Origin of the sequence: Comamonas sp. CMM03 (assembly GCF_019218715.1) — a bacterium.
Lineage (GTDB): Bacteria > Pseudomonadota > Gammaproteobacteria > Burkholderiales > Burkholderiaceae_C > Comamonas > Comamonas terrigena.
This window is the reverse complement of sequence record NZ_JAHUXB010000003.1, coordinates 601,309-625,326: the sequence shown is the minus strand read 5'-3', so window position 1 is coordinate 625,326 and position 24,018 is coordinate 601,309. Positions and strand designations below refer to the sequence as shown.

The 24,018-nt window shown below is 66.7% G+C and carries 18 protein-coding genes; 13 read left to right on the top strand and 5 right to left on the bottom strand.

The window, feature by feature from the left end:
• The first annotated feature begins 520 nt into the window (after positions 1-520).
• A complete protein-coding gene (locus tag KW830_RS13605; protein ID WP_218333435.1) occupies positions 521-1,228 on the top strand; it encodes a hypothetical protein in 708 nt (235 codons plus the stop codon).
• Between the two features lie 506 nt (positions 1,229-1,734).
• On the opposite strand, the gene KW830_RS13600 is transcribed toward KW830_RS13605, so the two are convergent.
• Complete coding sequence (locus tag KW830_RS13600) at positions 1,735-2,622, bottom strand: creatininase family protein (RefSeq protein ID WP_218333434.1); 888 nt, start codon at positions 2,620-2,622, stop codon at positions 1,735-1,737.
• 212 nt (positions 2,623-2,834) lie between these two features.
• Here KW830_RS13600 and KW830_RS13595 point away from each other — a divergent pair, with 212 nt between their 5' ends.
• From KW830_RS13595 to KW830_RS13580, 4 genes are all read left to right on the top strand, one after another.
• A complete protein-coding gene (locus tag KW830_RS13595; protein ID WP_218333433.1) occupies positions 2,835-4,316 on the top strand; it encodes an MATE family efflux transporter in 1,482 nt (493 codons plus the stop codon).
• A 131-nt stretch (positions 4,317-4,447) separates the two neighbouring features.
• On the top strand, positions 4,448-6,736 hold the full coding sequence (locus tag KW830_RS13590; RefSeq protein WP_218333432.1) for a protein-disulfide reductase DsbD: 2,289 nt from the start codon (positions 4,448-4,450) through the stop codon (positions 6,734-6,736).
• A gap of 308 nt (positions 6,737-7,044) precedes the next feature.
• Entirely contained in the window at positions 7,045-7,590 is a 546-nt protein-coding gene (locus KW830_RS13585) for a hypothetical protein (RefSeq protein ID WP_218333431.1), read from the top strand.
• Positions 7,591-7,691: 101 nt separating this feature from the next.
• On the top strand, positions 7,692-8,147 hold the full coding sequence (locus tag KW830_RS13580; RefSeq protein WP_218333430.1) for a CoA-binding protein: 456 nt from the start codon (positions 7,692-7,694) through the stop codon (positions 8,145-8,147).
• Between the two features lie 111 nt (positions 8,148-8,258).
• Here KW830_RS13580 and KW830_RS13575 read toward each other — a convergent pair whose 3' ends face one another.
• Positions 8,259-9,095, bottom strand: coding sequence for a GNAT family N-acetyltransferase (locus KW830_RS13575; RefSeq protein WP_255578361.1), 837 nt, complete (start codon positions 9,093-9,095; stop codon positions 8,259-8,261).
• 184 nt (positions 9,096-9,279) lie between these two features.
• Positions 9,280-10,509 carry a sodium/glutamate symporter gene (gene gltS / locus KW830_RS13570; RefSeq protein ID WP_370626129.1) on the bottom strand — a complete coding sequence of 410 codons (1,230 nt, stop codon included), beginning with the start codon at positions 10,507-10,509 and terminating at the stop codon, positions 9,280-9,282.
• Between the two features lie 294 nt (positions 10,510-10,803).
• Here gltS and hemE point away from each other — a divergent pair, with 294 nt between their 5' ends.
• The 3 genes from hemE to KW830_RS13555 all read left to right on the top strand — a co-directional run bounded on the left by hemE (position 10,804) and on the right by KW830_RS13555 (position 16,064).
• The gene (hemE, locus tag KW830_RS13565; protein WP_218333428.1) at positions 10,804-11,916 is read left to right on the top strand and encodes a uroporphyrinogen decarboxylase; all 1,113 of its coding nucleotides are present in this window, start codon (positions 10,804-10,806) and stop codon (positions 11,914-11,916) included.
• Positions 11,917-12,365: 449 nt separating this feature from the next.
• On the top strand, positions 12,366-14,579 hold the full coding sequence (gene priA / locus KW830_RS13560; protein ID WP_218333427.1) for a primosomal protein N': 2,214 nt from the start codon (positions 12,366-12,368) through the stop codon (positions 14,577-14,579).
• Positions 14,580-14,999: 420 nt separating this feature from the next.
• Positions 15,000-16,064, top strand: a complete 1,065-nt coding sequence (locus KW830_RS13555) for a type II asparaginase (RefSeq protein ID WP_083520660.1) — start codon at positions 15,000-15,002, stop codon at positions 16,062-16,064.
• 232 nt (positions 16,065-16,296) lie between these two features.
• On the opposite strand, the gene KW830_RS13550 is transcribed toward KW830_RS13555, so the two are convergent.
• Positions 16,297-17,253, bottom strand: coding sequence for an AEC family transporter (locus KW830_RS13550; RefSeq protein ID WP_066541674.1), 957 nt, complete (start codon positions 17,251-17,253; stop codon positions 16,297-16,299).
• 423 nt (positions 17,254-17,676) lie between these two features.
• Between KW830_RS13550 and KW830_RS13545 the strand changes: the two genes are divergently transcribed.
• The 4 genes from KW830_RS13545 (at position 17,677) to KW830_RS13530 (ending at position 22,093) form a co-directional block, all read left to right on the top strand.
• Positions 17,677-19,743, top strand: a complete 2,067-nt coding sequence (locus KW830_RS13545) for an ATP-dependent helicase (RefSeq protein ID WP_218333426.1) — start codon at positions 17,677-17,679, stop codon at positions 19,741-19,743.
• Between the two features lie 17 nt (positions 19,744-19,760).
• A complete protein-coding gene (locus KW830_RS13540; RefSeq protein ID WP_218333425.1) occupies positions 19,761-20,213 on the top strand; it encodes a hypothetical protein in 453 nt (150 codons plus the stop codon).
• A gap of 19 nt (positions 20,214-20,232) precedes the next feature.
• Complete coding sequence (locus tag KW830_RS13535; RefSeq protein ID WP_218333424.1) at positions 20,233-21,456, top strand: phospholipase A; 1,224 nt, start codon at positions 20,233-20,235, stop codon at positions 21,454-21,456.
• Positions 21,457-21,694: 238 nt separating this feature from the next.
• The gene (locus KW830_RS13530; RefSeq protein WP_066541671.1) at positions 21,695-22,093 is read left to right on the top strand and encodes a hypothetical protein; all 399 of its coding nucleotides are present in this window, start codon (positions 21,695-21,697) and stop codon (positions 22,091-22,093) included.
• A gap of 74 nt (positions 22,094-22,167) precedes the next feature.
• On the opposite strand, the gene KW830_RS13525 is transcribed toward KW830_RS13530, so the two are convergent.
• Positions 22,168-22,683, bottom strand: a complete 516-nt coding sequence (locus KW830_RS13525; protein WP_066541670.1) for a universal stress protein — start codon at positions 22,681-22,683, stop codon at positions 22,168-22,170.
• A gap of 121 nt (positions 22,684-22,804) precedes the next feature.
• Here KW830_RS13525 and tgt point away from each other — a divergent pair, with 121 nt between their 5' ends.
• Entirely contained in the window at positions 22,805-23,977 is a 1,173-nt protein-coding gene (tgt, locus tag KW830_RS13520) for a tRNA guanosine(34) transglycosylase Tgt (RefSeq protein ID WP_066541800.1), read from the top strand.
• Positions 23,978-24,018 lie beyond the last annotated feature (41 nt).

Genomic DNA, 24,018 nt, shown 5'->3' with positions numbered 1-24,018 from the left:
GTGCTGCGCGGGAGCGCACGGGCCGCTATCAGACGCTCTGATTGGAGTCGACTTCAGTCCTCGTCGTGCAGCGTGATTCCGAGGCCGGGATTTCGCCCCGGCGGGCGACCCACTTTCTCGCTGGCGCGCGAGAAAGTGGGGAAAGAGCGCGCTTTGAATACCCGCCGCATAACTCACTGCGCGCCTTCGGCGCTCCGTTCGGACCAACGCGGCGAGTCAGTGGAACCAAGGCGTGCCAGTGCGCAGCTGCGCTGCGGCTGGCACGCGGGAGCACAAACGCTGTGACGAACCTGCCGCTGTTCGGATTCTGGGTTTGCTTATTCAACGCTGTCGGGAATCGGCCACAAGCCGTCATTCCCATGTTTTAGTACGCTTGCAATATTGATTGCTCTCATGTAAAAATACACATGGATCTGTCGTCTAATTTGGTAGGACGCCGCCTTTTTTGGCGGAAATCCCGGTTCGATTCCGGGTAGATAAAGGGCATTGTCGACAGTGCCCTTTATCTACCGAGGAACACATGCAAGAAGTACAGCGGGTAGAAATTTTTCGTGCTCAAACGAAGAACGTGCAAGAGTTGGAGCGCTCTTGGACGCATATTAACCGTCAAGTAAATGCTCTTCTACTAACGAAAAATAGTGTGGCAGTTCACATCCACACCAAGATTCTTGCACTTGTCTATTGCGCCCTCGCTGAGGCTCTTTTTTCGAAAATTCTTCACACTCCCAAAGGATTAGCTCTCGATGAAATTCAGCAGGTTAAACAGGCCATAAAAGCTAGTGGTGTTAAACATGGATGGATCAAATGTGTCGAGTTGGCTATGCATAGTGTCCAAGGCGCTAAAAGCAACCACGGACACAATGTTAAACAGCGGCTTGAACGCTTGATTGACCAGTTCATTTTTGATCCAAGCCTTTTAAGAAACAAGCTCGCGCACGGTCAGTGGTGCACCGCTCTAAATCGTGATAACGACGCGGTTAATGTGGGTCTGACATCAGAAATAGCCGGTTTGGACGTAGTTGTTCTATACCGTAGGAAGTCTGCGCTTCAACAGCTTGCTGCCATCATTGAAGACATTATCGAATCGCCTAATAAGGCACATCATCGGGATTACTGGGGCCATCTAGAGAGATTTGAAGAAGAGCAGCAAAAAATGGCGGCATGGTCCTTAGACAAGAAAGTCAAACAACTTCAAGAAAAGGCGGCCTATGCTCCGCGCAATCGGTAGTCTGCATTAGTTTGGTTTTATCGGTTCTATTGGGCTGTTTGTTTTCTGACATTCCGCTTTTGACCCAAATGGTGAACCCGATATTTCAAACTGAGCGGCCGTAACCGCTGCAACGCCGATACCCGAAGACTCAGGACGAACGTCCGCAACAGATCGAAACCCGTCCTGAACACAACCCCGCGTGCCAGTCCGCCGCACAGCGGAGGACTGGCACGCACCCTCTTCGGTTTTCTCAACTGACTCGCCGCGTCTGTTCGAACGGAGCGCCGCAGGCGCAAAGTGAGTTACACGGCGCAGCCGCCGGCAGGCTCGCCTTTGCTTTGCCCCCTTTCATTTGGCGACGCAAATGAAAGGAGGTCGCCCGCCGGGGCGAATTCCCGGCCTCGGCAAACAAAGCCACAGCAGAAGCTGAATAGAAACTGGCTCCAACGCCACGTGCAAGCGCACAAGCAGCGATCCAAACCACATCGATCAAGCAGCACAAGCCAAGCTGTGCAACAGCCGCCTCACCCCAGCGGCGTTGGCTCCGCCCCCACGGTGCTCGCAGGCAGCCGGTGCATCTCCTCCAGCAACGCCGCCAGGCTCACGCCCACGGCGGTCACCAGCGCCTTGCCTCGCGCGGCATCGGCCGCGGCCGCATTGCCGGCGGCCCCGCAAGGGTTGTAGTCCTGCATGGCCCAGCCCAGCTTGGCGCTTTTGCCGTTGCCCAGAATGGGGTAGTGCTGCGCGCGCTGCTCGGAGGTGGAGCTGAAGTTCTGTGCATGCTCCATGCGCACCCGCTCGGGCGCCAGGTGCAGCAGCATGGACGTCTCCATTTCCCCGCCGTGCACGCCAAAGCGGTGCTCATGGACGCTGAACGCCTGGTCGCTGCCCTGCAGCGGCAAGTTGAACCAGCTGCTGTGGTAGACCAGCAGGCCGCACTGCATGCGCAGCTGGCGCGCGACGATGTCCATGCTGCTGACATTGCCGCCGTGGGCATTGAAGATCAGCAGCTTTTTGACGCCGGCACGGGCCACGCAGGCACCGATCTCGGTCCACAGCGCCAGCAGCGTGGCAGGCGACAGGCCCAGGGTGCCGGCATAGCTTTCGTGCTCCAGGCTCAGGCCGATCTGCTGCGTGGGCAGCACCAGCACCGGGGTGTCGGCTGGCAGGTGCGGCAGTGCCGCGGCCACCATGCCGTCCACCAGGGTGCTGTCCACCGACAGCGGCAAGTGCGGGCCATGCTGCTCCACCGCGCCCACGGGCAGCACGGCCACGGTGGCGGCCGCCAGACCGTTGGTCTGCGCCAGCGCAAAGTCGCGCGCCGACACCTGGGCCCAGTGGCGGGCGGGCCAGCGCGGCATGGTGGAGGAATCGGGTGCGGCAGTCTGGGGTGTGGAAGTGCGGGAGGCCATGGCCGCATCTTAGAGGCTTGGCGCCCGGCTCTGGCGACAGCCCTGCGCAGGGCAAGCTGAAGGCATGCGAGGGGCATGCAGTGGGCCAGCAGGCCACCGGAATCCGCACGGGCCCCGGCGGGAAGCGGTCCATCGCCGATGGTGCGCGTCCCGCGGACAGGTCTGCGTCACAGGGCGGCTGGACAGCCGGCCGCTGCCCGCCACAATGCGGCATGGCATCCACACCGCACCGTGCTCCCATCCGCGACCTGACCCAAGGCCCCATCGCCCGCACCCTGGTGGCGTTTGCGCTGCCGATTCTGGCGGGCAATGTGCTGCAGTCGCTCAACGGCTCGGTCAATGCCGTGTGGGTAGGCAAGTACCTGGGCGAAGCGGCGCTGACGGCCACGGCCAACGCCAACAACATCCTGTTTCTGCTGATCGGTCTGGTGTTTGGCGTGGGCATGGCGGCCACCATCCTGGTGGCCCAGGCCATGGGGGCCAAGAACCTGGCCCAGGCCCGGGCGGTGATGGGCACCAGCGCCAGCTTCTTTGGCGCGGTGTCGGTGCTGATCGCCGTGGTGGGCTTTCCGCTGTCGCGGCTGATCCTGCAGTGGATGGACACGCCCGAAGCCGCGCTGCCGCTGGCGGAGAGCTATCTGCGCATCATCTTCCTGGCGATGCCGCTGCTGTATCTGTTTGCCTTTGTCTCCGCCGTGCTGCGCGGCGCGGGCGACACGCGCACGCCTTTCCTGTTCCTGCTGCTGGTGGTGGTGCTGGATGTGCTGTTGAACCCGCTGCTGATCTTTGGCTGGGGGCCGGTGCCGCGCATGGGCATCACCGGCGCTGCCACGGCCACGCTGGTGGCCAATGCCATCAGCTTTGTGGCCATGCTGTTGTGGCTGTACCGCCGCCGCCACCCGCTGTGGATAGGCCGCAGCGAGCTGCACCTGTTCCGCCCCCAGCCCACCATCGTGCGCACCCTCATCATCAAGGGGCTGCCGATGGGGGCGCAGATCGTGCTGATATCCCTGTCCATGATCATGGTGATGCGCCTGGTCAATCTGCACGGAGTCGAGCTGTCGTCCGCCTACGGCGCCGCCCTGCAGCTGTGGACCTATGTGCAGATGCCGGCCATGGCCATCGGGGCGGCCTGTTCGTCCATGGCGGCACAGAACGTGGGTGCGCGCCGCTGGGACCGGGTGGACGGCACGGCCCGCGCCGGTGTCTGGGCCAATGTGGGCATGACCGGTCTGCTGATTGCACTGATCGTGCTGGCCGACCGGCTGGTGCTGGGCTGGTTTCTGCCGGCCGGCAGCGCGGCGCTGGAGCCGGCGCGCCACCTGAACCACATCGCCATCGGCTCCTTTGTGTTCTTTGGCGTGACGTTTGTGCTGTCGGGCGTGGTGCGCTCCACCGGCGCGGTGATTCCGCCCCTGGTCATTCTGGGTCTGGCACTGTGGGGCGTGCGCGTCCCCGTGGCGCAGTGGATGCAGCCCTGGCTGGGCGTGGATGCCATCTGGTGGAGCTTTCCCATCAGCTCGCTGTGCGCCATGCTGCTGAGTCTGGCCTACTACCGCTGGGGCCATTGGCGCCAGGCCCATATGCTGCCCGACGGGCCGGCCGCGCCCCAGGCCACACCGGCCGAGGTGGGCGGCCAGCCGCCGACACCCGTGTGCAGCCTGGGTGGGGACGAGCCCGAGGCCAACCGCTGACCGCCGCCAGCGCCCTGGCGCAGATGGCTGCTGCAACGCAATATCAGCACGGGCACCGGTGCGGCAGGGCCGCCCGGCGACCGGTTTTCTGCGCAGGAACCAAAATGGCGTCTGCGCCTCCAACTTCCGCCATGCCCGTTTTGCCCTCCACCGCCCTGCTCCCCCGCCTTCGTCTCACTGCTTTTTTTGCGTTTCTAAGCGCACTGGCATTGGCATGTCTGCTCCTGTTTTCGGGCAGCGCGCAGGCACAGATCCAGCTCAAGCTGGGATCGGCCCAGGCCGCCACGGCAGCGCCCGGCGCATCGGCGACGGTGGAAACCCCGCGGGTGCGGGCCGAACTGGTGGCGCTGGCGCCCGAGGGCATTGCCCCCGGTCAGCCTCTGACCCTGGGGCTGCGCATCCACCACCAACCGGGCTGGCACACCTACTGGAAGAACGCCGGCGATTCCGGCCTGGCCACCCAGCTGACCTGGCAACTGCCGGCAGGCATCACCGCCGGCGACATTGCCTGGCCCATGCCCCAGCAGATCCGCGTCGGCGATCTGCTGAACTACGGCTATGAAGGCACGGTGCTGCTGCCCGTGCCCGCCACCGTCGCGGCCGGCTTTGCGCCGGACGCCCAGGGCATGGTCCGCATCCAGCTGCAGGCCAGCTGGCTGGTATGCCGGGTGGAATGCATTCCCGAGGACGGCAGCTTCACGCTGGACCTTCCCGCACAGGGCAGCGTGGCCATGGCGGCCGCCGACTTTGCGGCAGCTGCCCGGCAGGCCCCCCAGGCCTTGCAAGGCGAGGCCCGCTTCACCGTGCTGCCCGGCGGCGAGCGCCTGCAACTGCAGGTGAACGGCCTGCCCGCCACCGCCCAGGGCCAGACCCTGGCCTTCTACCCGGAATCCAGCGACACCTTCCGCCATGCCGCCGAACTGGGCAAGGACTGGACCCAGGCCTGGAAGGGCGCCACCTGGACGGCCGAGCTGCCGCTGTCCGAGATGCGCGGCGACACCCCCGCCAGCCTGCCGGTGGTGCTCGGCCTGCCCACAGCGGGCAGCGATGTGGCCCATGCCCCGCCCACCCAGGCATGGCGCATGGAGGCACCGGTCGAAGGCCAGTGGAAAGCCGTGCAGCTGGCCACCGTCTCCCCGGCGCTGGCGGCGGCACTGGAGGCCAACCGCAACGCGGCCACGCCCGCGGCACCGGCCCCCACAGCCAGCGCGTCCAGTCTGTGGCTGGCCGTGCTGGGCGGTCTGATCGGCGGCCTGATCCTGAACCTGATGCCCTGCGTCTTCCCCGTGCTGGCCATCAAACTGCTGGCCCTGGCCCAACCTGGCACCGCCCCGGCCGCGCGCCGTACCGCCGGCCTGGCCTATGGTGCGGGCGTGGTGCTGAGCTTTCTGGCCCTGGGCGGCCTGCTGCTGGGCCTGCGCGCGGCGGGGGACCAACTGGGCTGGGGTTTCCAGCTGCAGTCCCCGGCCGTGGTGGCCCTGCTGGCCGCGCTGTTCACGCTGATCGGCCTGAACCTGGCGGGCCTGTTCGAGCTGCGTATGCTGCTGCCCAGCCGCTGGGCCAGCGCCCAGGCCCGCCACCCGGTGGTGGATGCGTTCCTGTCGGGCGTGCTGGCCGTGGCCATCGCCTCTCCCTGCACCGCTCCCTTCATGGGGGCGTCGCTGGGCTTTGCCGTGGGCATGCCGGCCGTGCAGGCGCTGACGGTGTTTGCCGCCCTGGGCGTGGGTATGGCCCTGCCTTTTGTCATCGTAGGCTGGGTGCCTGCGCTGCTGCGCTGGCTGCCCCGCCCCGGCGCGTGGATGGACACCTTCCGCCGCGCCATGGCTTTTCCCATGTTCGCCACCGTGGTCTGGCTGGTCTGGGTGCTGGGCCAGCAAAGCGGTATCGACGGCAGCGCCGCGCTGCTGGGCCTGCTGCTGCTGCTGGCCGCCCTGGTGTGGGCGCTGACGCTGCAGGGCCGCAGCCGCTGGGCGCTGGGCGCCCTGGTGCTGGCCCTGACCGTGTGGCTGCTGCCCACGGCGGGCCGCCTGGTGGTGCAGCCGGTGGAGGCCGCCACATCGGCTTCCGCAGGCCACAGCACCGCACTGTGGCAGCCCTGGAGCGCCGAGCGGGTCGCCAGCCTGCAGGCCGCCGGCCAGCCAGTGTTTGTGGATTTCACCGCGGCCTGGTGCGTGACCTGCCAGTTCAACAAGAAAACCACGCTGTCCGACACGGAGGTGCTGGCCGACTTTGCCGCGCGCCAGGTGCAGCTGCTGCGTGCCGACTGGACACGGCGCGACCCGGCCATCACGGCCGAGCTGGCCCGCCTGGGCCGCAGCGGCGTGCCGGTCTATGTGCTCTACGCGCCGGGCAAGGCCCCGCAGGTGCTGACCGAGCTGCTGTCCACCACCGAAGTGCGACAGGCCCTGGCAGCGCTGTAAACGCGTCACCGCTCCCGTCCAGGCGGAGAAGCCCGCCGCCGCCTGGGCCCATGCCACATGCACTGCGCCGCGACGTGAGTGCCTCCTTGCGGTCAGGGGACAACAACGTGCGCCGTGGATCAGGCCGCCCGTCGCCGCGGCCGGTGGCGGCGCTCTCGGAGACCAAGGGTTAACCCCTAATCAATCCGCCCAACGGACCAACTTGGCCTACACGCAGCAGCAGGCCAAGCCCCCTAGACTGGCTCCAGACAGTGCGCAGGCGCAGTGGCGGCATCCCCCGCCGTACGTCCCGCCGCGAGGAGATTGCCATGACCAGCATCCAGCTTTCCGTCCTGATCCCCACTCCCCGGCGCACGCCGCGCCAGCGCGTGCTGCTGTGCGGCGCCGCCGTGTTCGGCCTGCTGGCCAGTGTGGCGGTGCTGCCCACGGTGTGGAACCTGCTGACCTTGCTGCACACGCTGCCGCACTGGGAGCTGCTGGAACGCATGCTGGCCCACTCGCCCATGACCGCCTGGCTGCTGATGCTGGCCTGGGGTGCGGCGGTGCCGCTGTGCCTGCTGGCCACGCTGTTTGGCGGCCTGCACTGGCGTGGCGCCCTGCTCACGGTAGCGGCCTTGCTGCTTGCCGTGGTCTGGTACATGCACATGCCGGCGCTGCAGCAGTGCAGCCTGCTGTCCGGCATGGGCGATGCCTGCCGCTTGCTGCAGACGGTCTACCCGCTGAGCCTGGGTCTGGCGGTGGCGGTCTACCTCTTCGGTCTGGTGGTGCTGCTGCTCAGCAGCCTGGGCCTGGTGAGTCTGGCGCCCGCCGATGAAGACCCGTTGAACCGCGACCGTTACCACTACGGGGTCTGAGCCTGCCGGACAGGGGTCGCTGGGGAGTGCTTGGCAAGCGCCCCCGGGCACTGCGTCCGTGGGTGACAGACGGGCGGCGCCAGATGCCGCACACTGTGCCCATGATCACCACCGCATCCGACACCGCCCTGCGGGACCTGCTGCAGGCCGCCCCCACCATCGTCGTCGTGGGCCTGTCGCCCCAGGCCGATCGCCCCAGCCACGAGGTGGCCGCCTACCTGCAGCAGCACGGCCTGCGCACGATTCCCGTCAACCCCGTGGTCGCCGCCGCGGGCGGCCAGATTCTGGGCGAGCGTGTCTACGCCAGCGTCACGGAGGCCGCTGCCGGCCTGGCCGCCGAAGGCCTGGAAGTGGATATCGTGGATTGCTTCCGCAAGAGCGAGGCCATCGGCCCCATTGCCCAGGAAGCCGTGGCCGTGGGCGCGCGCTGCCTGTGGCTGCAGCAGGGCGTTGTCAACGCCGAAGCCGCAGCCCTGGCCGCGCAGGCCGGGCTGATGGTGGTGCAGGACGCCTGCATCAAGCTGGAACACCGCCGCCTGCTCGGCGCTGCGGCGTGAGACAGAGGCACCTGACCCGGCACGACAGCCCAAGGGGTGCGGAGCGCCCGATGGATTCCCAACGCAGAAGGGGCGCCCCGCGGGAGCGCCCCAGCCACCGGTCAAGGGGATTCAGCAGCCCAGCATGCGCCGGTAGCGCGCAGGGAGATCGGCAATCTGCAGCATGATGGGCAGGTCGGCGGTCTGGAAATCGGGGTCCCACGCCGGAGCCCCCAGCACCCGTGCCCCCATGCGCAGATAGCCGTGCACCAGCGGCGGCAGCTCCACCACCGGCTGGGGCTGGGCCGCAATCTCGGCCTCGCGCAGGGGCAGCGCCAGCAGCGGGCGCACCTGCCACTGCGGCTGGCAATGGCTTTTGGCCGGCAGCTGCGCCCAGATGCGCGCGGCGCCTTCGCCATAGGTCAGCCCGGGGTGGTGCAACGGCAGGCTGGCACAGCCCACCATGGACTGCAGCCGGTTGCGCTGCATGAAGTCGGCCAGCGCGCCCCACAGCGCCAGGATGGCAGCACCACTGCGGTAGTCCTGGTGCACGCAGCTGCGGCCCAGTTCCACCATGTCGTTGCGCAAGGGCGCCAGCGCGCTGCAGTCGAACTCGCCTTCGGAGTACAGCCCCCCGGCGCGGCGGGCCTGGCTGGGGGTCAGCAGGCGGTAGGTGCCCACCACCTTCTGCGTGACCTGGTCGCGCACCAGCAGGTGTTCACAGAAATCGTCGAAATGGTCCACATCGTGGCCCGGCAGGCTGTGGGGCTGGTCGGTGGGCAGCCTGGCACCCAGTTCGCCGGCAAAGATCTGGTGGCGCAGGCGCTGGGCGGCACGCACCTCGTCCAGATGGCGAGCCCAGCCCACACTCAGTGCCGGGCTGGCGACGCTGCGGTTCTGGGGAACAGGGGTGGACGACAGCGGGCTGCTGCCCAGTGCGCCCACGTCGGGAATGCTGATGCTGTCCATGCGGCCTCCACCCCCTGCGGGGAATTCGTGTGAGTCCGAAGCCGGGTCTGTCACGGCAGTGGTTGTCCGCACTGCCGTCCCTGTTGGCTCGCTCCGTCTCACAGCACGCAGTGTGCGCGCCGCATATGTCATCCCCGTGATGGTCGCGTGACAACGGCATGTCACTGCCGCCGTGCACGCCCGCTCAGCGCGCCATGAACTGCACCACCAGGGCGTTGATGATGTCCACAAAGAAGCCGCAGACCAGCGGCACCACGATGAAGGCCCGGTGCGCCGCGCCATGGCTGCGTGCCACGGCCGTCATGTTTGCCACCGCCGTGGCGGTGGAGCCCAGCGTGATGCCGCCAAAGCCCGCACAGATCACCACCGCCTCGTAGTCGCGCCCCATGGCGCGGAACACCACGAAGGCGGTGAAGAAAATGGCCATCAGCACCTGCAGCACCAGCACCGTCAGCACAAAGCCCAGGGACCCCTGCAGCACCCACAGCTGCAGGCCCATCAGCGCCATGGTCAGGAACAGGCCCAGACAGATGTCCGAGATCATGGCCAGGCCCTGGCGCATGCTCTGCCAATGGAACTGGCCCAGCTTGTGCTGCTTGCGGCCCAGCATCCAGCGCCCGGCCGTGTTGCGCAGCACGATGCCGCCGATCAGGCAGCCCACGAACATGGGCAGCTGCAGGCCGATTTCCTGGAACAGCGGGGTCAGCACACCGCCGATCATCAGCGCCATGTTCAGCCACAGCCAGGCGCGCAGCACGCCGTAGTAGTCCAGCGTGACCGCCGTCTGCTTGTTGGACACGCCCACATCCAGCGGCCGGGCATCGCTGCCACGGATGGCATGGCGGCGCATCAGCCAGCCGGCAATGGGGCCGCCAATGCTGCAGGCGGCAATCAGCCCCACCATATTGGTGGCCATGCCCAGTTCCATGGCATTGGCGATCTGCAGCTGGTCAATGAAGTGCGGAGCCCAGGTCAGCGTGGTGGCCACGCCACCGGTCAGTGCGATGGAGCCGGTCATCAGCCCGGCGCGCGGATCCAGCCCGAACAGTCCGGCCAGTCCCATGCCCAGCACGTTCTGCAGCACGATGAAGCCCGACGCCAGCACCAGCAGAATGGCCAGCGGCTTGCCGCCTTCCTTGAGCGTCTTCAGGTCGGACTTCAGACCGATGCCGGCAAAGAAGTACAGCAGCAGCTGGTCGCGCACCTGCAGATCGAACTCAATGCGCAGCCCTAGCACGCCATAGGCCAGCCCCACCACGCAGGCGCACAGGAAACCACCCACCACCGGCTCGGGGATGTTGTAGCGGCGCAGCGGCTCCCAGGCGGCCGCCAGCTTCTGCCCCACGAAGAACAGCAGGATGGCCAGCGTGAAGCTCTGGAAGGCAGGAATGTGCAAGGTCTCGGGCAGGGTCACGGTGCAGTGGCTCGTTCGTCACAAAGCAGCGCATCCTACCCAAGCCCGCCGCCGCGCGCACCCCTCCCCCCTGCTGCCGGCTCCCCCGCACCCCGCGGTTTGCGCTGCGTCAGCTTCGGCGCGGGAACCCTGCTGCCACAGTGCGGCATGCCGGTGCGTGCAAAAGGCATCCGGTACACTGCCCGCTCCCCCCGTATACCTGCCTTGCCGGGCGCTGCCAACGCGCTGCCCGGCCCCGGCACGCTGGTGTGCGCCTTTGCTGCCGCATGCCAACCCACCCGTGTGAGCCTTTTCATGTCTTTTGCCCCCCTTCAGAACGACACCTTTCTGCGCGCCTGCCGCCGCCAGGCCACCGATTACACACCGCTGTGGCTGATGCGCCAGGCCGGCCGCTACCTGCCCGAATACCGCGCCACCCGCGCCCAGGCCGGCAGCTTCATGGGCCTGGCCACCAATGTGGACTACGCCACCGAAGTCACGCTGCAGCCGCTGGAACGCTTTCCGCTGGATGCGGCCATCCTGTTCAGCGACATCCTCACCGTGCCTGACGCCATGGGCCTGGGCCTGACCTTCGCCCAGGGTGAGGGGCCCAAGTTCGCCAAGGTGGTGCGCGATGAAGCGGCCGTGGCCCAGCTGGCCGTGCCCGACATGGACAAGCTGCGCTATGTGTTCGATGCCGTCACCAGCATCCGCAAGGCGCTGGATGGCCGCGTGCCGCTGATCGGTTTTTCCGGCAGCCCCTGGACGCTGGCCTGCTACATGGTGGAAGGCGGCGGCAGCGACGACTACCGCCTGGTCAAGAGCCTGATGTACGCCCGCCCGGACCTGATGCACCGCATCCTGGAAGTGAATGCCGACAGCGTGGCCCTGTACCTGAATGCCCAGATCGACGCCGGCGCCCAGGCAGTGATGATTTTTGACAGCTGGGGCGGCGTGCTGGCCGACGGCATGTTCCAGCAGTTCAGCCTGGCCTACACCAAGCGCGTGCTCAGCCAGCTCAAGCGCACCGGTGTGGACGGCCAGGACGTGCCGCGCATTGTCTTCACCAAGGGCGGCGGCATCTGGCTGGACCAGATGAACGCGCTGGACTGCGAAGTGCTGGGTCTGGACTGGACCGCCAACCTGGGCCAGGCCCGTGCCATCGTCGGCGGCGAAGTCGGCGGCCCCGGCAAGGCGCTGCAAGGCAATATCGATCCGAACGTGCTGTTTGCCCCGCCCGAGCAGGTGGCCGCCCAGGCGCGTGCCGTGCTGGACAGTTTTGGCAAACCCCATACCGACAAGACCACCACCGGCCCCACCCACATCTTCAACCTGGGCCATGGCATTAGCCAGTTCACCCCGCCCGAACATGTGGCCGCGCTGGTGGAAGCGGTGCACAGCCACTCGCGCACCTTGCGCCAAGGCTGAGCCCCTGCCCCTGTGGGGGTGCCATCCGGCCGTGGTGACGCCACGGCTTTTTTGTTGCCGAGTGTCAGAAAATGTTTACAACAGCGGGCAAATTGCAAGTACCCACTTGCATTACCCGCCAATGGCGACGAAGACGCATCCAGGCACCTGCCGGCGGCGTTGTTTTTCGCTCTTTGGTAAGCCCTTGACGGATTTGCACATCCCACTTATGCACAGAAGCGGGCAGGCAGGCATGGGCTGGCCTGCTCTGCTTTTGCTGAGCGCCACATGACGCAAAGTCGTTATAAGCCATTGTTTTTGTTTAAATATAAATTTTTTCTATGCTTACGTGGTAACCGCAGCCTGTTCCACATCGACGGGCTGCCACTGCGTTCCAGCAGATAATCCCCACAAAGTTATCCACAGAAACCCGCATCACACCGGGCGTGCCCTGTGGAAATCCTTGCTGCATGCCGCTTCCGCCCGATTCCGCCTCTCCATCCCCTGATTCCGCCCCCGTGTTCCGGGTCCAGGTGGCCGTGCACACGCCGGTACACAGCGGTGTGGGCGGGCTGTTGACCTACACGCACACCACCGCCCTGCCCCCCGGCACGCTGGTGCGGGTGCCGCTGGGCAACCGGGAGCTGCTGGGCGTGGTCTGGGACAGCCCGGCCGATGCCGAGCCGGTGCCGAATGCCCAGCTCAAGTCCGTGCGCAGCGTGCTCGATGGCCTGCCTCCGCTGGACGCCCGCTGGCGCCGCCTGGTGGCGTTCGCCGCCCAGTACTACCAGCGCAGCCTGGGCGAGATTGCGCTGACCGGCCTGCCCCCTGCCCTCAAGGACATGACGGCCGAACAGTTGGCCCGCCGGCTGGCGCCCAAGTCCAAGAAACTCAGCAAAAAGGCCCAGGCCGCGCTGGATGCCCAGGCCGTGGCCGACGCCGCAGCGCCAGCGCCCGCCTTGCCCCCTACGATTGCACTCAGCGCCGAGCAGCAGGGCGTGTGCGCCCAGATGGACCAGCACCCCGGCCCCTTTCTGCTGTACGGCGCCACCGGCAGTGGCAAGACCGAGGTCTATATGCAGCGCGTGCAGCAGGCGCTGCTGGCCGCCACCGACACCGGCTTTCCGACCCAGGCGCTGGTGATGGTGCCGGAAATCAACCTCACTCCCCAGCTGCTGGAACGCTTCACGGCCCGCTTTGCCCCGCAGTTCGGCCCGCAGGCCGTGGTCAGCATGCACAGCGGCATGACCAACCCGCAGCGCCTGAAAAGCTGGCTGGCGGCCCACACCGGCCAGGCCCGCGTGCTGCTGGGCACGCGCATGGCGGTGTTCGCCAGCCTGCCGGGGCTCCAGGTCATCGTGGTCGACGAAGAGCACGATCCCAGCTACAAGCAGCAGGAGGGGGCGCGCTATTCCGCCCGCGACCTGGCCGTGTGGCGGGCCCGTTCCCAGGGCGCCCAGGTGATTCTGGGCAGCGCCACCCCGTCGCTGGAGAGCTGGCACGCCAGCGAGCCCGCCGACAGCGGCGGACCGGGCCGCTACCTGCGGCTGCACATGCCCAGCCGCATTGGCGCGGCCGAGCTGCCGCGCGTGCGCCTGGTGGACATGCGCCAGCAGCCCCGCAAAGCGGTGTTCTCCCCGCCGCTGATCGCGGCCATCACCGAACGCGTGCAGCGCGGCGAGCAGGCGCTGGTGCTGCTCAACCGCCGGGGCTTTGCTCCGGTGCTGTTCTGCGCCGACTGCAACTGGAAGAGTGACTGCCCCCATTGCAGCGCCCACCAGGTGTTCCACAAGGGCGACCGCACGCTGCGCTGCCACCACTGCGGCTTTACCCAGCGCGTGCCGCATGCCTGCCCGGAATGCGGCAACCCCGACATCCTGCCGCTGGGCAAGGGCACGGAGCAGCTGGAGGAAGAGCTGGAGCGGCTGCTGCGCAATGTGCAGCGCCCCGACGGCAACCCGGCCCGCGTGGGCCGTATCGACGCCGACACCACCCGGCTCAAGGGCGCGTTGGAGCAGCAGTTGGACCAGGTGCACAGCGGCGAGATCGATGTGCTGGTGGGCACGCAGATGGTCGCCAAGGGCCACGACTTCCGCCGCATCACGCTGGTGGCCGCCGTACAGCCCGACGGAGCCCTGTTCAGCAGCGATTTCCGTGCGCCGGAGCGCCTGTTCTGCCTGCTGATGCAGGCCGCCGGCCGCGCGGGGCGCGATGGCTCGTATGTCGCCGCCCAGGACAGTCGGCCCGAGATGTGGGTGCAGACCCAGGATCCGGAGCACATGGTGTTCCAGGCGCTGCGCCAGCACGACTACCCGCGCTTTGCCCAGCGCCAGCTGCGCGAGCGCGAGGATGCGGGCATGCCTCCCTTCGCCTTCCAGGCCCTGGTGCGCGCCGACGCCCGGACCCAGGAGGCCGCCCAGGACTTTCTGCGCGCCGCCAGCGATGCGGCACGCCAGGGCGAGCTGCCCCATCTGGACGATGTGTTTCTGTACCCGCCCATCCCCATGGCCATGCAGCGCGTGGCCGATGTCGAACGGGCGCAGATGCTGATCGAAGCCACAGACCGCCGCGCGCTGCAGCGCTTCCTGCATGCCTGGCAGCCCTGGCTGCACTGGGTGCGCGGCCAGCCCCAGCACAAAAGCCTGGTGCGCTGGCTGGTGGATGTGGACCCGCAAAGCCTGTAACACCTCCTCTGGTACCGTCACCTGCGCCCGGGGCCCCGGGCTGCGTCAGCGCGGTGTGCGAAACGGCGCGCCGAGCACTCCTATATTGAGAGCGGCCAGAGCACACCAGGCAATCCCCCAAGGCAGATTTCACGCCCAGCCTCACATCCCCGGCACAGAACGTGCAGAGAGGCTGTTGCACCGTGCGCGCGCCGTACCATGGCTGTGCGGCGCCGCTGGCAAGTCCGGATTAGCCCCATTGCTGCCCGGCGGCGGCGCGCGCAAGGTGTGCAACCACTCACCACAACCCAGGGATTGTCCATGCGTCTTGCTCCCCGTACTGCCCGCTTCACCCTGCACCGTCTGGCCGCCGCCTCCGTGGTCACGGCTTCACTGTTGCTGGCCGGATGCGCCACCCAGTCCAGCTCCACCGCGGCCCCCATGGCTGCAGCCCCGGCTGCCGCACCGGCCCCTGCCGCCCCGGCGGCACCTGCGACCCAGCCCGTTGCGGCCGGACCCAAGGCCAATGTCGTGGTGCTGGCCACCGGCGGCACCATTGCCGGTGCCGGCGCCTCCACCATCAACAGCGCCACCTACACGGCCGCCAAGGTGCCGGTAGACAAGCTGCTGGCTGGCCTGCCCGAACTGGCCCAGGTGGCCAATGTGCGCGGTGAACAGGTCTTCCAGATCGCTTCCGAAAGCTTCACCAACGACAACCTGCTGGCCCTGGCCAAGCGCGTATCGGCCTTGTCCAAGCAGGGCGATGTGGACGGCATCGTGGTCACCCACGGCACCGACACCCTGGCCGAGACCGCCTATTTCCTGAGCCTGGTGGTGCACACCGACAAGCCCATCGCCGTGGTCGGCAGCATGCGCCCCGGCACGGCCCTGTCCGCCGACGGCGCGCTGAACCTGGTCAACGCCGTCAGCGTGGCAGCGTCCAAGGATGCGCGCGGCAAGGGCGTGCTCGTCACGATGAACGACGAGCTGAACACTGCCCGCGATGTGAACAAGGACATCAACATCCAGACTGGTGCCTTCAAGAGCCAGTGGGGCCCGCTGGGCATGGTTGTGGAAGGCAAGAACTACTGGTTCCGCGCCCCCGTGAAGCGCCACACCAACCAGTCCGAGTTCAACATCGACAACATCACACAGCTGCCCCAGGTGGACATCGTCTACGCCTACGGCACCGTCCAGCCCACGGCCGTGAATGCGCTGGTGGCCGGTGGCGCCAAGGCCATCATCCATGCCGGCACCGGCAACGGCTCGGTGGCTGACCGCATGGTCAAGCCGCTGCAGGATGCCCGTGCCAAGGGCACCATCATCGTGCGCTCCTCCCGCGTGCCCTACGGCTTTGTGCTGCGCAACGCCGAGCAGCCCGACGACAAGTACGACTGGGTCGTCGCCCACGACATGCGCCCTGAAAAGGCACGCATCCTGACCATGCTGGCCCTGACCCGGGGCGCCGACACCAAGACGCTGCAACGGATGTTCTGGGAATATTGAGCGGCGCCACGGCCCGCAGACCGGACCGCGCTCAGGCACTGCCTCAGAGCAGGTCCGGGCTTCCGGCCCCGCCAGCGGAGCCATCCCCATCGGCCGGTGCCAGCGGCGTCTGCACCGGCCGATGTTTTTTCACCGCGCTCCGCCGGGGTCCGGAGGCCTCCCCGAAAAGCGAGGCCCCTCGCCTCCCAAGCGCGGCAAGACGGAAAAGACCGGTTCTGTCTGGGCTGCCCGCCTACGCGGCCGGCGCCAGCCAGGTCACTGCCGCCGAGAACGTGACAAACGCCAGCGCGGTGCTGACCAGGATGATGCGCGCCACGCGCCCGCCATGGGCACCAAAACGCTCGGTCAGCAGCGACACATTGCTGGCACTGGGCAGGGCGGACACCAGCACCAGCGCCACCATGGCCTCGGTCGACAGCGGCAGGCCCAGCGCCACGGCCGCCTGGCAGGCGGACCACACCAGCAGCGGGTGCACCAGCAGCTTGACCAGTGCAATCGGCACATAGTCGCGCGGGGCCAGCTGTTCGTGCAGGTTCATCTGCGAACGCGCCAGGACCGCCCCGATGGTGAACAGCGCCACCGGCGAGGCAGCGCCCGCCAGCATGGCCACGGTTTTGTCTATGGGGCCGGGCAGCTCGAACGCCAGGGCCGATGCCACGGCCCCCAGCGCAATCGACCAGGGCATGGGGTTGGACAGCATGCCCCTGAGTGCCTTGCGCAGCGCCTGCACGGCCCCGCCCTCCCCCTCGCCCAGCCGCGACAGTGCAATGCACAGCGAGGTGGTGATCACCATGTCCAGCGCCATGGTCAGTATCACCGGACCGGCGCTGCCCTCGCCCAGCAGTGCCACCAGCAGCGGCACGCCCATGAAGCCGGAATTGGGAAAAGCGGCCACCAGCGCGCCAAAGGCGGCGTCGTTCCAGCCCCAGCGCCGCAGCGTCAGCGCCAGGGTGGCGGCCACCAGCGCCAGCCCGCACAGCAGGTACACCCCGGCCACCACCGGATCCAGCAGCTGGGCAATCGGGGTTTGCGCCCCGAAGCGGTAAAGCATGCATGGCAGGGCAAAGAACAGCACAAAGGTGTTCAGGCCCGAAATGGCCGACAGCGGCAGCACACCGCCCCGCGTAGCGATATAGCCACACAGCACCAGGGCGAAGAAGGGAAAGGTAACGATCAGAACGGACAGCACAGGCAAGGATTGTCGCTGCACCGCAGCACGATGCAGCCCCGGAAAAATCCGGTGTCCCGCAAAGCACAAGGCCGTGGCCGGGTGCCGCGGGCGCTGCGGCGGTGTCCGGACAGGCCGCCCGGCGGGCGGCAAGCGCCTTGTCCACCGATCGCCCGCCATGGTGAAAACCTTGCACAAGATATCTGTTGGCACAGCAGGCGCAGCGTCCGCAGCAGGCCCTGCATGCTCTGGCCCCAGGAACGCCTGCCCCGCGGCTAGCGCCTTCCCCGGCACTGCATGCATTTACAGACGAATACCTTGATTAACACTGATCTGCAGAAGAAATCCGGAAAGCCGCGCCATGCTCTCGCACCCAACTCCGTATCATTTGCGTCCAACCACCTTTAATGATTCCGCCCGCCGAGGCGACGTCGTTCTGCATTCATGTCCGCTGGTCTGAACCTGGCCCAACTCCAAGCCGTCCACTACACCGAAGGGCCCTGCCTTGTGCTGGCTGGTGCCGGCTCGGGCAAAACACGGGTGATCACGCACAAGATTGCCAAGCTGATCGAGAACGGCATGGCCCCGCGGCGCATTGCGGCCATCACCTTCACCAACAAGGCCGCGGCCGAAATGCGCGAGCGCGCGGCCGGACTGATCGGCCGCCAGGCCAAGGATGTGCTGGTCTGCACCTTCCACGCCCTCGGGGTGCGCATGGTGCGCGAAGACGGCCATGCACTGGGGCTCAAGCCCAGCTTCAGCATCCTGGATGCCGACGATGTGACCGGCATCCTCAAGGACTGCGCCGGCGGCACCACCGACGTGGCCACCGCCCGCCAGTGGCAATGGACCATCAGCAACTGGAAGAACGCCGGCTGGGACAGCCGCAAGGCCCTGGCCCTGGCCCAGGACGACCACCAGCGCAGCATCGCCCTGATCATGCAGCGCTACGAAGAGCGCCTGACCGCCTACCAGAGCGTCGACTTTGACGACCTGATCGGCATGCCCATGCGCCTGCTGCGCGGCCACCCCGAGGTGCGCGAGAAATGGCAGCGCATCCTGGGCCATGTGCTGGTCGACGAGTACCAGGACACCAATGCCACGCAGTACGAGCTGCTGAAGATGCTGGTGGGCGAGCGCGCGCATTTCACGGCTGTGGGGGACGACGACCAGTCCATTTACGGCTGGCGCGGCGCCACACTGGACAACTTGAAGAAGCTGCCCATCGACTACCCCCACCTCAAGCTCATCAAGCTGGAGCAGAACTACCGCTCCACCTCGGCCATTCTGCGTGCCGCCAACAATGTGATCGGCCCCAACCCCAAGCTGTTTCCCAAGACCCTGTTTTCGGAACTGGGCGAGGGCGAGCCGGTGCGCGTGGTCGACTGCGACACCGAAGAACACGAGGCCGAACGCGCCGTGGCCCGCATCCAGAGCCTGCGCGCGGGCGCCAACCCGCAGCCGGCGTGGAAGGATTTCGCCATCCTCTACCGCGCCAACCACCAGGCCAAGCCGTTTGAAAAGGCGCTGCGCAAGGCCAACATCCCGTACAAGGTCTCGGGCGGCACCAGCTTCTTCGACCGGGCCGAAATCAAGGACCTGTGCGCCTGGTTCCGGCTGTGGATCAACAACGACGATGACCCGGCCTTCCTGCGCGCCATCACCACCCCGCGCCGCGGCATCGGCCACACCACGCTGGGCAAGCTGGGCGAATTCTCCGGCCAGCACAAGCTGTCGATGTTCGGCGCACTGTTCAGCCACATGCTCGAAGCCGTGGTACCGAAGAAGGCGCACGAAAGCCTGCTCGAGTTCGGCCGCTACCTCAACGACCTGGAATACCGGGCCCGCCACACGCTGGGCGCCGAGGCCAGCCGGACCTTCATGCTCGACTGGCTCAAGGAGATCGGCTACGAGCAGCACCTGTACGACAGCGAGGACAGCGAATCCGTGGCCGCTGCCCGCTGGAGCAATGTGCTGGAGTTCTGCGACTGGATGAGCCAGCGCGCTGGCGGCCAGATCGAAGACGCGGCCGGCACCACCACCCAGACCGAAGTCAAGAGCCTGCTGGAAGTGGCCCAGAACATTGCCCTGCTCTCCACCATCAGCGAGCGCGAGAAGGAACAGGACATGGTGGTCCTGTCGACGCTGCACGCCTCCAAGGGCCTGGAATGGCCGCATGTGGTGCTGGTCGGCGTGACCGAAGGCATGCTGCCCTTCAAGCTGGACGACGACAACGGCAAGCAGGAAAAGGTGAGCGACGACATTGCCGCCCGCCTGCAGGAAGAGCGTCGCCTGATGTACGTGGGCATCACCCGCGCCCAGCGCACGCTGGCCGTCAGCTGGACCAAGCGCCGCAAGAAGGGCCGCGACATGGTGCAGTGCCAACCCAGCCGTTTCATCAAGGAAATGAACCTGGACGCGGCCACCGCCAAGGAAGACCCGCGCGAAAAACTGCGCAAGCTGCGCGCGGAATTTGCCGCGCGCTCCACCGTGCAGCACCCGGCGCCATGACACCGCCCTGTGAACCCATGCCCCTGATTCCGTTTGTACCCCCGCGCCTGCGCACCCTTGTCCTCATCGCTGCCGGCGCGCTGGCCTCCGTCGCACAGGCCCAGAACAGTGCCTCCGATGCAGCCGGCTGCCCGGATGCCTGGGACATGGGCGCGGCGCAGCTGCAAGGCGAATGGACGGCCACCGTGGCCGGCCAGCCCGATGCCGCCCTGCTGCAACTGGGCCCCCACCCCGAGTGGAAAGGCACGGTCAAAGGCACGGTCGAGCGCGCCGGCACCCGCCATGCCATGGTGGGCGATGTGAACCGTGGCGCCGTGACGCTGGAGGAATCGGCCAACGGCATCAACATCAGCGGCACCTGGCTGGGCGAGGTGAGTGAGGACAGCTGTGCCCGCGAGATCCGCGGTGATTACCAAGCCGGCGATGACGCCCCGCCCCAGCCTTTTGTGCTGCGCAAGCGCTCGCCCTGAACCCTGGAATTTTCTGACCATGCAGGCAACCCCACACACTCTCTCCCGCGCGCTGCCAGGCGCCACGGCCCTGGCCACGCTGGCCATCTGCGGGGCCTGGGGCCTGCCGGCTCCGGCCCAGGCCGCTGAGCCGTTGACCGGCGATGCCTGGCGCCAATGCGCTGCCACCACCGACAACCAGGCCCGTCTGGCCTGCTTTGACGGCTGGGCGCAGCAGCAGCAACCGCTGACCCCGCCCCCCGCCACCATGTTCCATGCCCCGGCGGCCAGTGCCCAGGAGCAGGCGGCTGCGCCGCAGCAGGGCGTCCAGCAGACCGTGCAGCAGGCCGCCCAGGAGCCGATGGTGGTGGCCGATGTCTCCGGCCAAGGGCTGCAGCCCACCAACGGCGGCTGCCGCGATCCACGCTACAGCGAAATGTCGCGCTTCTTCGAGCTGGAACCCGGCTCGGACTGCGGCACGTTCAGCTTCCGCGGCTACCGGCCCATGTCGGTGTCGCTGACCACGGCCGACCATGTGAACGAGCAGCCCAGTTCGCCCGGCAAGGCTGCCTCGACCGAGCAGCCGTACAAGACCCAGGAAATGCGCATCCAGCTGTCGGCCCGCACCAAGATCGCCTCGGGCCTGCTGACCGACTCCAGCACGGGCCGCAAGGACTCGCTGTGGGTGGGCTACACCCAGCAGTCCTACTGGCAGGTGTTCAACGGCGACATCTCCCGCCCGTTCCGCACCACTGACCACGAGCCGGAGATCTTCTACGTCTACCCCACCGACGCCCAGCTGCCGTTCGGCTGGCGCTGGCGCTACAGCGGCGTGGGCCTGGTGCACCAGTCCAACGGCCAGAGCGAGCCGCTGTCGCGCAGCTGGAACCGCTGGTACCTGATGACCGGCGCCGAGCTGGGCAAACGCTGGCAGGTGAACGCCCGTCTGTGGAAACGCATTCCCGAAGGCTCGGGCGATGACGACAACCCGGGCATCCAGAATTACATCGGCCGGGGCGAAGTCAAGCTGGGCTGGAATGTCAACGATCAGAACTACCTGGGCGTGACCGCGCGGGGCTCGCTGGGCAAGGGCAAGGGGTCCGGCCGCGTCGAATGGCTGCGGACCCTGGGCGAAGGCTGGAATGGCGGCAAGAGCAATCTGCGCCTGCATGTGCAGCTGTTCAGCGGCTATGGCGACAGCCTGATCGACTACAACTACAAGCGGACCGTGTTCAGCGTGGGCCTGAGCCTGCTGGATTTCTGAGCAACCACTTAGGCCAGGACGCTGGGTTACCGCCGGTCCTGGCCTTCGTACAGAATCACAGACTGTTTCCGATTTCTCTGGGCGAACGTTCTTGCACGGCAGCAGATCTGCCCCTCAGAATGCGCCACATGCACAAGTGCAATGCACTGGGCATATTCGATTAAAGGCATCAATCCCTGTTTCATCGCAGGTTCTGCTGCCGGTGTTTCGCTGACAATGCGCTTCCCAGAGGACCACCATGGATCTGCAATATCAGCTCAAGGCAGGCAACTACTACCTGTATGACATGCGCGAAAAACCCAGCGCAGTCACAGGTGAGCGCCGCTTCAAGCTGAAAACCGCAGATGTGGCCATTGCCTTTGACATGCACACCGGCGAGGTGCACCAGCACGGCAACCCGCTGCGCATCCATTCCTGGGCCCTGACCATGCGGCGGCGCCTGCGCTCGGCAGGTCTCTGGGACGAAGCCGACGATATCATCGTGATCTCCGGCCCCCTGCCGGTGGACGAAATCAACAAATGCCTGTGGATACGCGGCTACTGCCGCCGCATGTTCCAGCGCCTGGCCACTCTGCCCCATGGCAAGCTGCAATCCAGCTGCCAGGGTGCCAACCCCTTCCGGCGCCAGGCGGCCTGAGGCCGACCCTCTGAAAAACCAAACGGGACCGCGGTCCCGTTCTTTCTGGCAGGGCGGCTGCCCGGTCCGGCCGCTTACAGGCCGGCCTGGATGGACAGCGGCGTCACCCCGTCGGCCATGACCTGGGCACCTTCTTCACCCAGCACGTCCCGCGCCTCATCCACGCGCGGCTTCACCACGGTGACCGGCATCGGGCTGTGCTTGAGCACGTACTGCGACACGGAGCCCATCAGCGCCCCGCGCAAGGCCCCCATGCCCCGCGCACCGATCACGATCTGGTCGCACTGCAGGCGTTCGGCCATGTCCACCAGGGTGGGAGCGGGTTCGCCCAGCGCCACTTCCACTTCGTGGGGCACATCCGCCAGTTGCAGCTCCACCACTGCCGGCGCGGCCAGATGGGCACCGGCTTCCATGGCCGCATTGGCAATCGCATCCCCGTCCTGGGTGGCCAGTTCCAGGAACGAAGCCTCCTCCTGCACCTGGGCCAGCACCACCGTGGCGCGCAAACCGCTGCGCGCCAGCGCGACCGTATGGCGCACGGCTTCCAGCGCATAAGGGGAGCCGTCCACAGCCACCAGTATTCTTGTCATTGCACTACCTCCTTGTCGATCGATTGACCACTTGTCCCCACTATAGACACCCTGCAGATTCCGGCACAACCCATGCCAGAGCAAACACCGGTGTCATCCATCTGGGACAATGCGCGCCATCATGCTGCAGTTTGACCTTCTCAAGACCGATCCGACCAGCCACGCACGCCGTGGCACCGTGACCCTGAACCACGGCAAGGTCCAGACCCCCATCTTCATGCCCGTGGGCACCTATGGCACCGTCAAGGGCGTGATGCCGCGCAGCCTGGAAGAAATGGGCGCGCAGATCATCCTGGGCAACACCTTCCACCTGTGGATGCGCCCGGGCCTGGACATCATGAAGTCCTTCGGCGGTCTGCATGGCTTCGAGAAGTGGGACAAGCCCATCCTGACCGACTCGGGCGGTTTCCAGGTCTGGTCGCTGGGCTCCATGCGCAAGATCACCGAAGAGGGCGTGCACTTCCAGAGCCCCGTCAACGGCGACAAGCTCTTCATGTCGCCCGAAGTCAGCATGCAGATCCAGACGATCCTGAATTCGGACATCGTCATGCAGCTGGACGAATGCACGCCGTACGAGACCAACGGCAAGAAGACCACCGAGGCCGAAGCGCGCAAGTCCATGGAGATGAGCCGCCGCTGGGCCCTGCGCTCCAAGCAGGAGTTCGAGCGCCTGGGCAACCCCAACGCCCTGTTCGGCATCGTGCAGGGCGGCATGTACACCAATCTGCGCGAGGAATCGCTGCAGGCGCTGGTCGAGATGGACTTCCCCGGTTACGCCGTGGGCGGCGTCTCCGTGGGCGAGCCCAAGGACGAGATGCTGGAGATCATGGCCCACACCCCCCACCTGCTGCCGGCCCACAAGCCGCGCTACCTGATGGGCGTGGGCACGCCGGAAGACCTGGTACAGGGCGTGGCCGATGGCGTGGACATGTTCGACTGCGTGATGCCCACGCGCAATGCGCGCAACGGCACCATCTTCACGCGCTATGGCGACCTGAAGCTGCGCAATGCCCGCCACAAGGTGGACCACCAGCCCATCGACACCACCTGCACCTGCCACGCCTGCGCAGGCACCAGCGGCGTGAGCTGGGATGACGGCGGCCGCGATGGTTTCAGCCGCGCCTATCTGCACCACCTGGACCGCTGCGGCGAAATGCTCGGCCCGATGCTGACCACCATCCACAACCTGCACTACTACCTGAACCTGATGCAGGAAGTGCGCGATGCGCTGGACGCCGGCACCTTCGCCGCATTCCGCCAGAAGTTCGCCCAGGACCGCAGCCGCGGCGTCTGACTCTGGGGACTCTGTCCCAGTGGAAAAGCATGGCGCGCGCC

Excerpts from the sequence above, each read along its gene's own strand:
- KW830_RS13605 (WP_218333435.1), top strand. The coding sequence starts at position 521 with ATGCAAGAAGTACAGCGGGTAGAAATTTTTCGTGCTCAAACGAAGAAC.
- KW830_RS13600 (WP_218333434.1), bottom strand. The coding sequence starts at position 2,622 with ATGGCCTCCCGCACTTCCACACCCCAGACTGCCGCACCCGATTCCTCC.
- KW830_RS13595 (WP_218333433.1), top strand. The coding sequence starts at position 2,835 with ATGGCATCCACACCGCACCGTGCTCCCATCCGCGACCTGACCCAAGGC.
- KW830_RS13590 (WP_218333432.1), top strand. The coding sequence starts at position 4,448 with ATGCCCGTTTTGCCCTCCACCGCCCTGCTCCCCCGCCTTCGTCTCACT.
- KW830_RS13585 (WP_218333431.1), top strand. The coding sequence starts at position 7,045 with ATGACCAGCATCCAGCTTTCCGTCCTGATCCCCACTCCCCGGCGCACG.
- KW830_RS13580 (WP_218333430.1), top strand. The coding sequence starts at position 7,692 with ATGATCACCACCGCATCCGACACCGCCCTGCGGGACCTGCTGCAGGCC.
- KW830_RS13575 (WP_255578361.1), bottom strand. The coding sequence starts at position 9,095 with ATGGACAGCATCAGCATTCCCGACGTGGGCGCACTGGGCAGCAGCCCG.
- hemE (WP_218333428.1), top strand. The coding sequence starts at position 10,804 with ATGTCTTTTGCCCCCCTTCAGAACGACACCTTTCTGCGCGCCTGCCGC.
- priA (WP_218333427.1), top strand. The coding sequence starts at position 12,366 with ATGCCGCTTCCGCCCGATTCCGCCTCTCCATCCCCTGATTCCGCCCCC.
- KW830_RS13555 (WP_083520660.1), top strand. The coding sequence starts at position 15,000 with ATGGCTGCAGCCCCGGCTGCCGCACCGGCCCCTGCCGCCCCGGCGGCA.
- KW830_RS13545 (WP_218333426.1), top strand. The coding sequence starts at position 17,677 with ATGTCCGCTGGTCTGAACCTGGCCCAACTCCAAGCCGTCCACTACACC.
- KW830_RS13540 (WP_218333425.1), top strand. The coding sequence starts at position 19,761 with ATGCCCCTGATTCCGTTTGTACCCCCGCGCCTGCGCACCCTTGTCCTC.
- KW830_RS13535 (WP_218333424.1), top strand. The coding sequence starts at position 20,233 with ATGCAGGCAACCCCACACACTCTCTCCCGCGCGCTGCCAGGCGCCACG.
- KW830_RS13530 (WP_066541671.1), top strand. The coding sequence starts at position 21,695 with ATGGATCTGCAATATCAGCTCAAGGCAGGCAACTACTACCTGTATGAC.
- KW830_RS13525 (WP_066541670.1), bottom strand. The coding sequence starts at position 22,683 with ATGACAAGAATACTGGTGGCTGTGGACGGCTCCCCTTATGCGCTGGAA.
- tgt (WP_066541800.1), top strand. The coding sequence starts at position 22,805 with ATGCTGCAGTTTGACCTTCTCAAGACCGATCCGACCAGCCACGCACGC.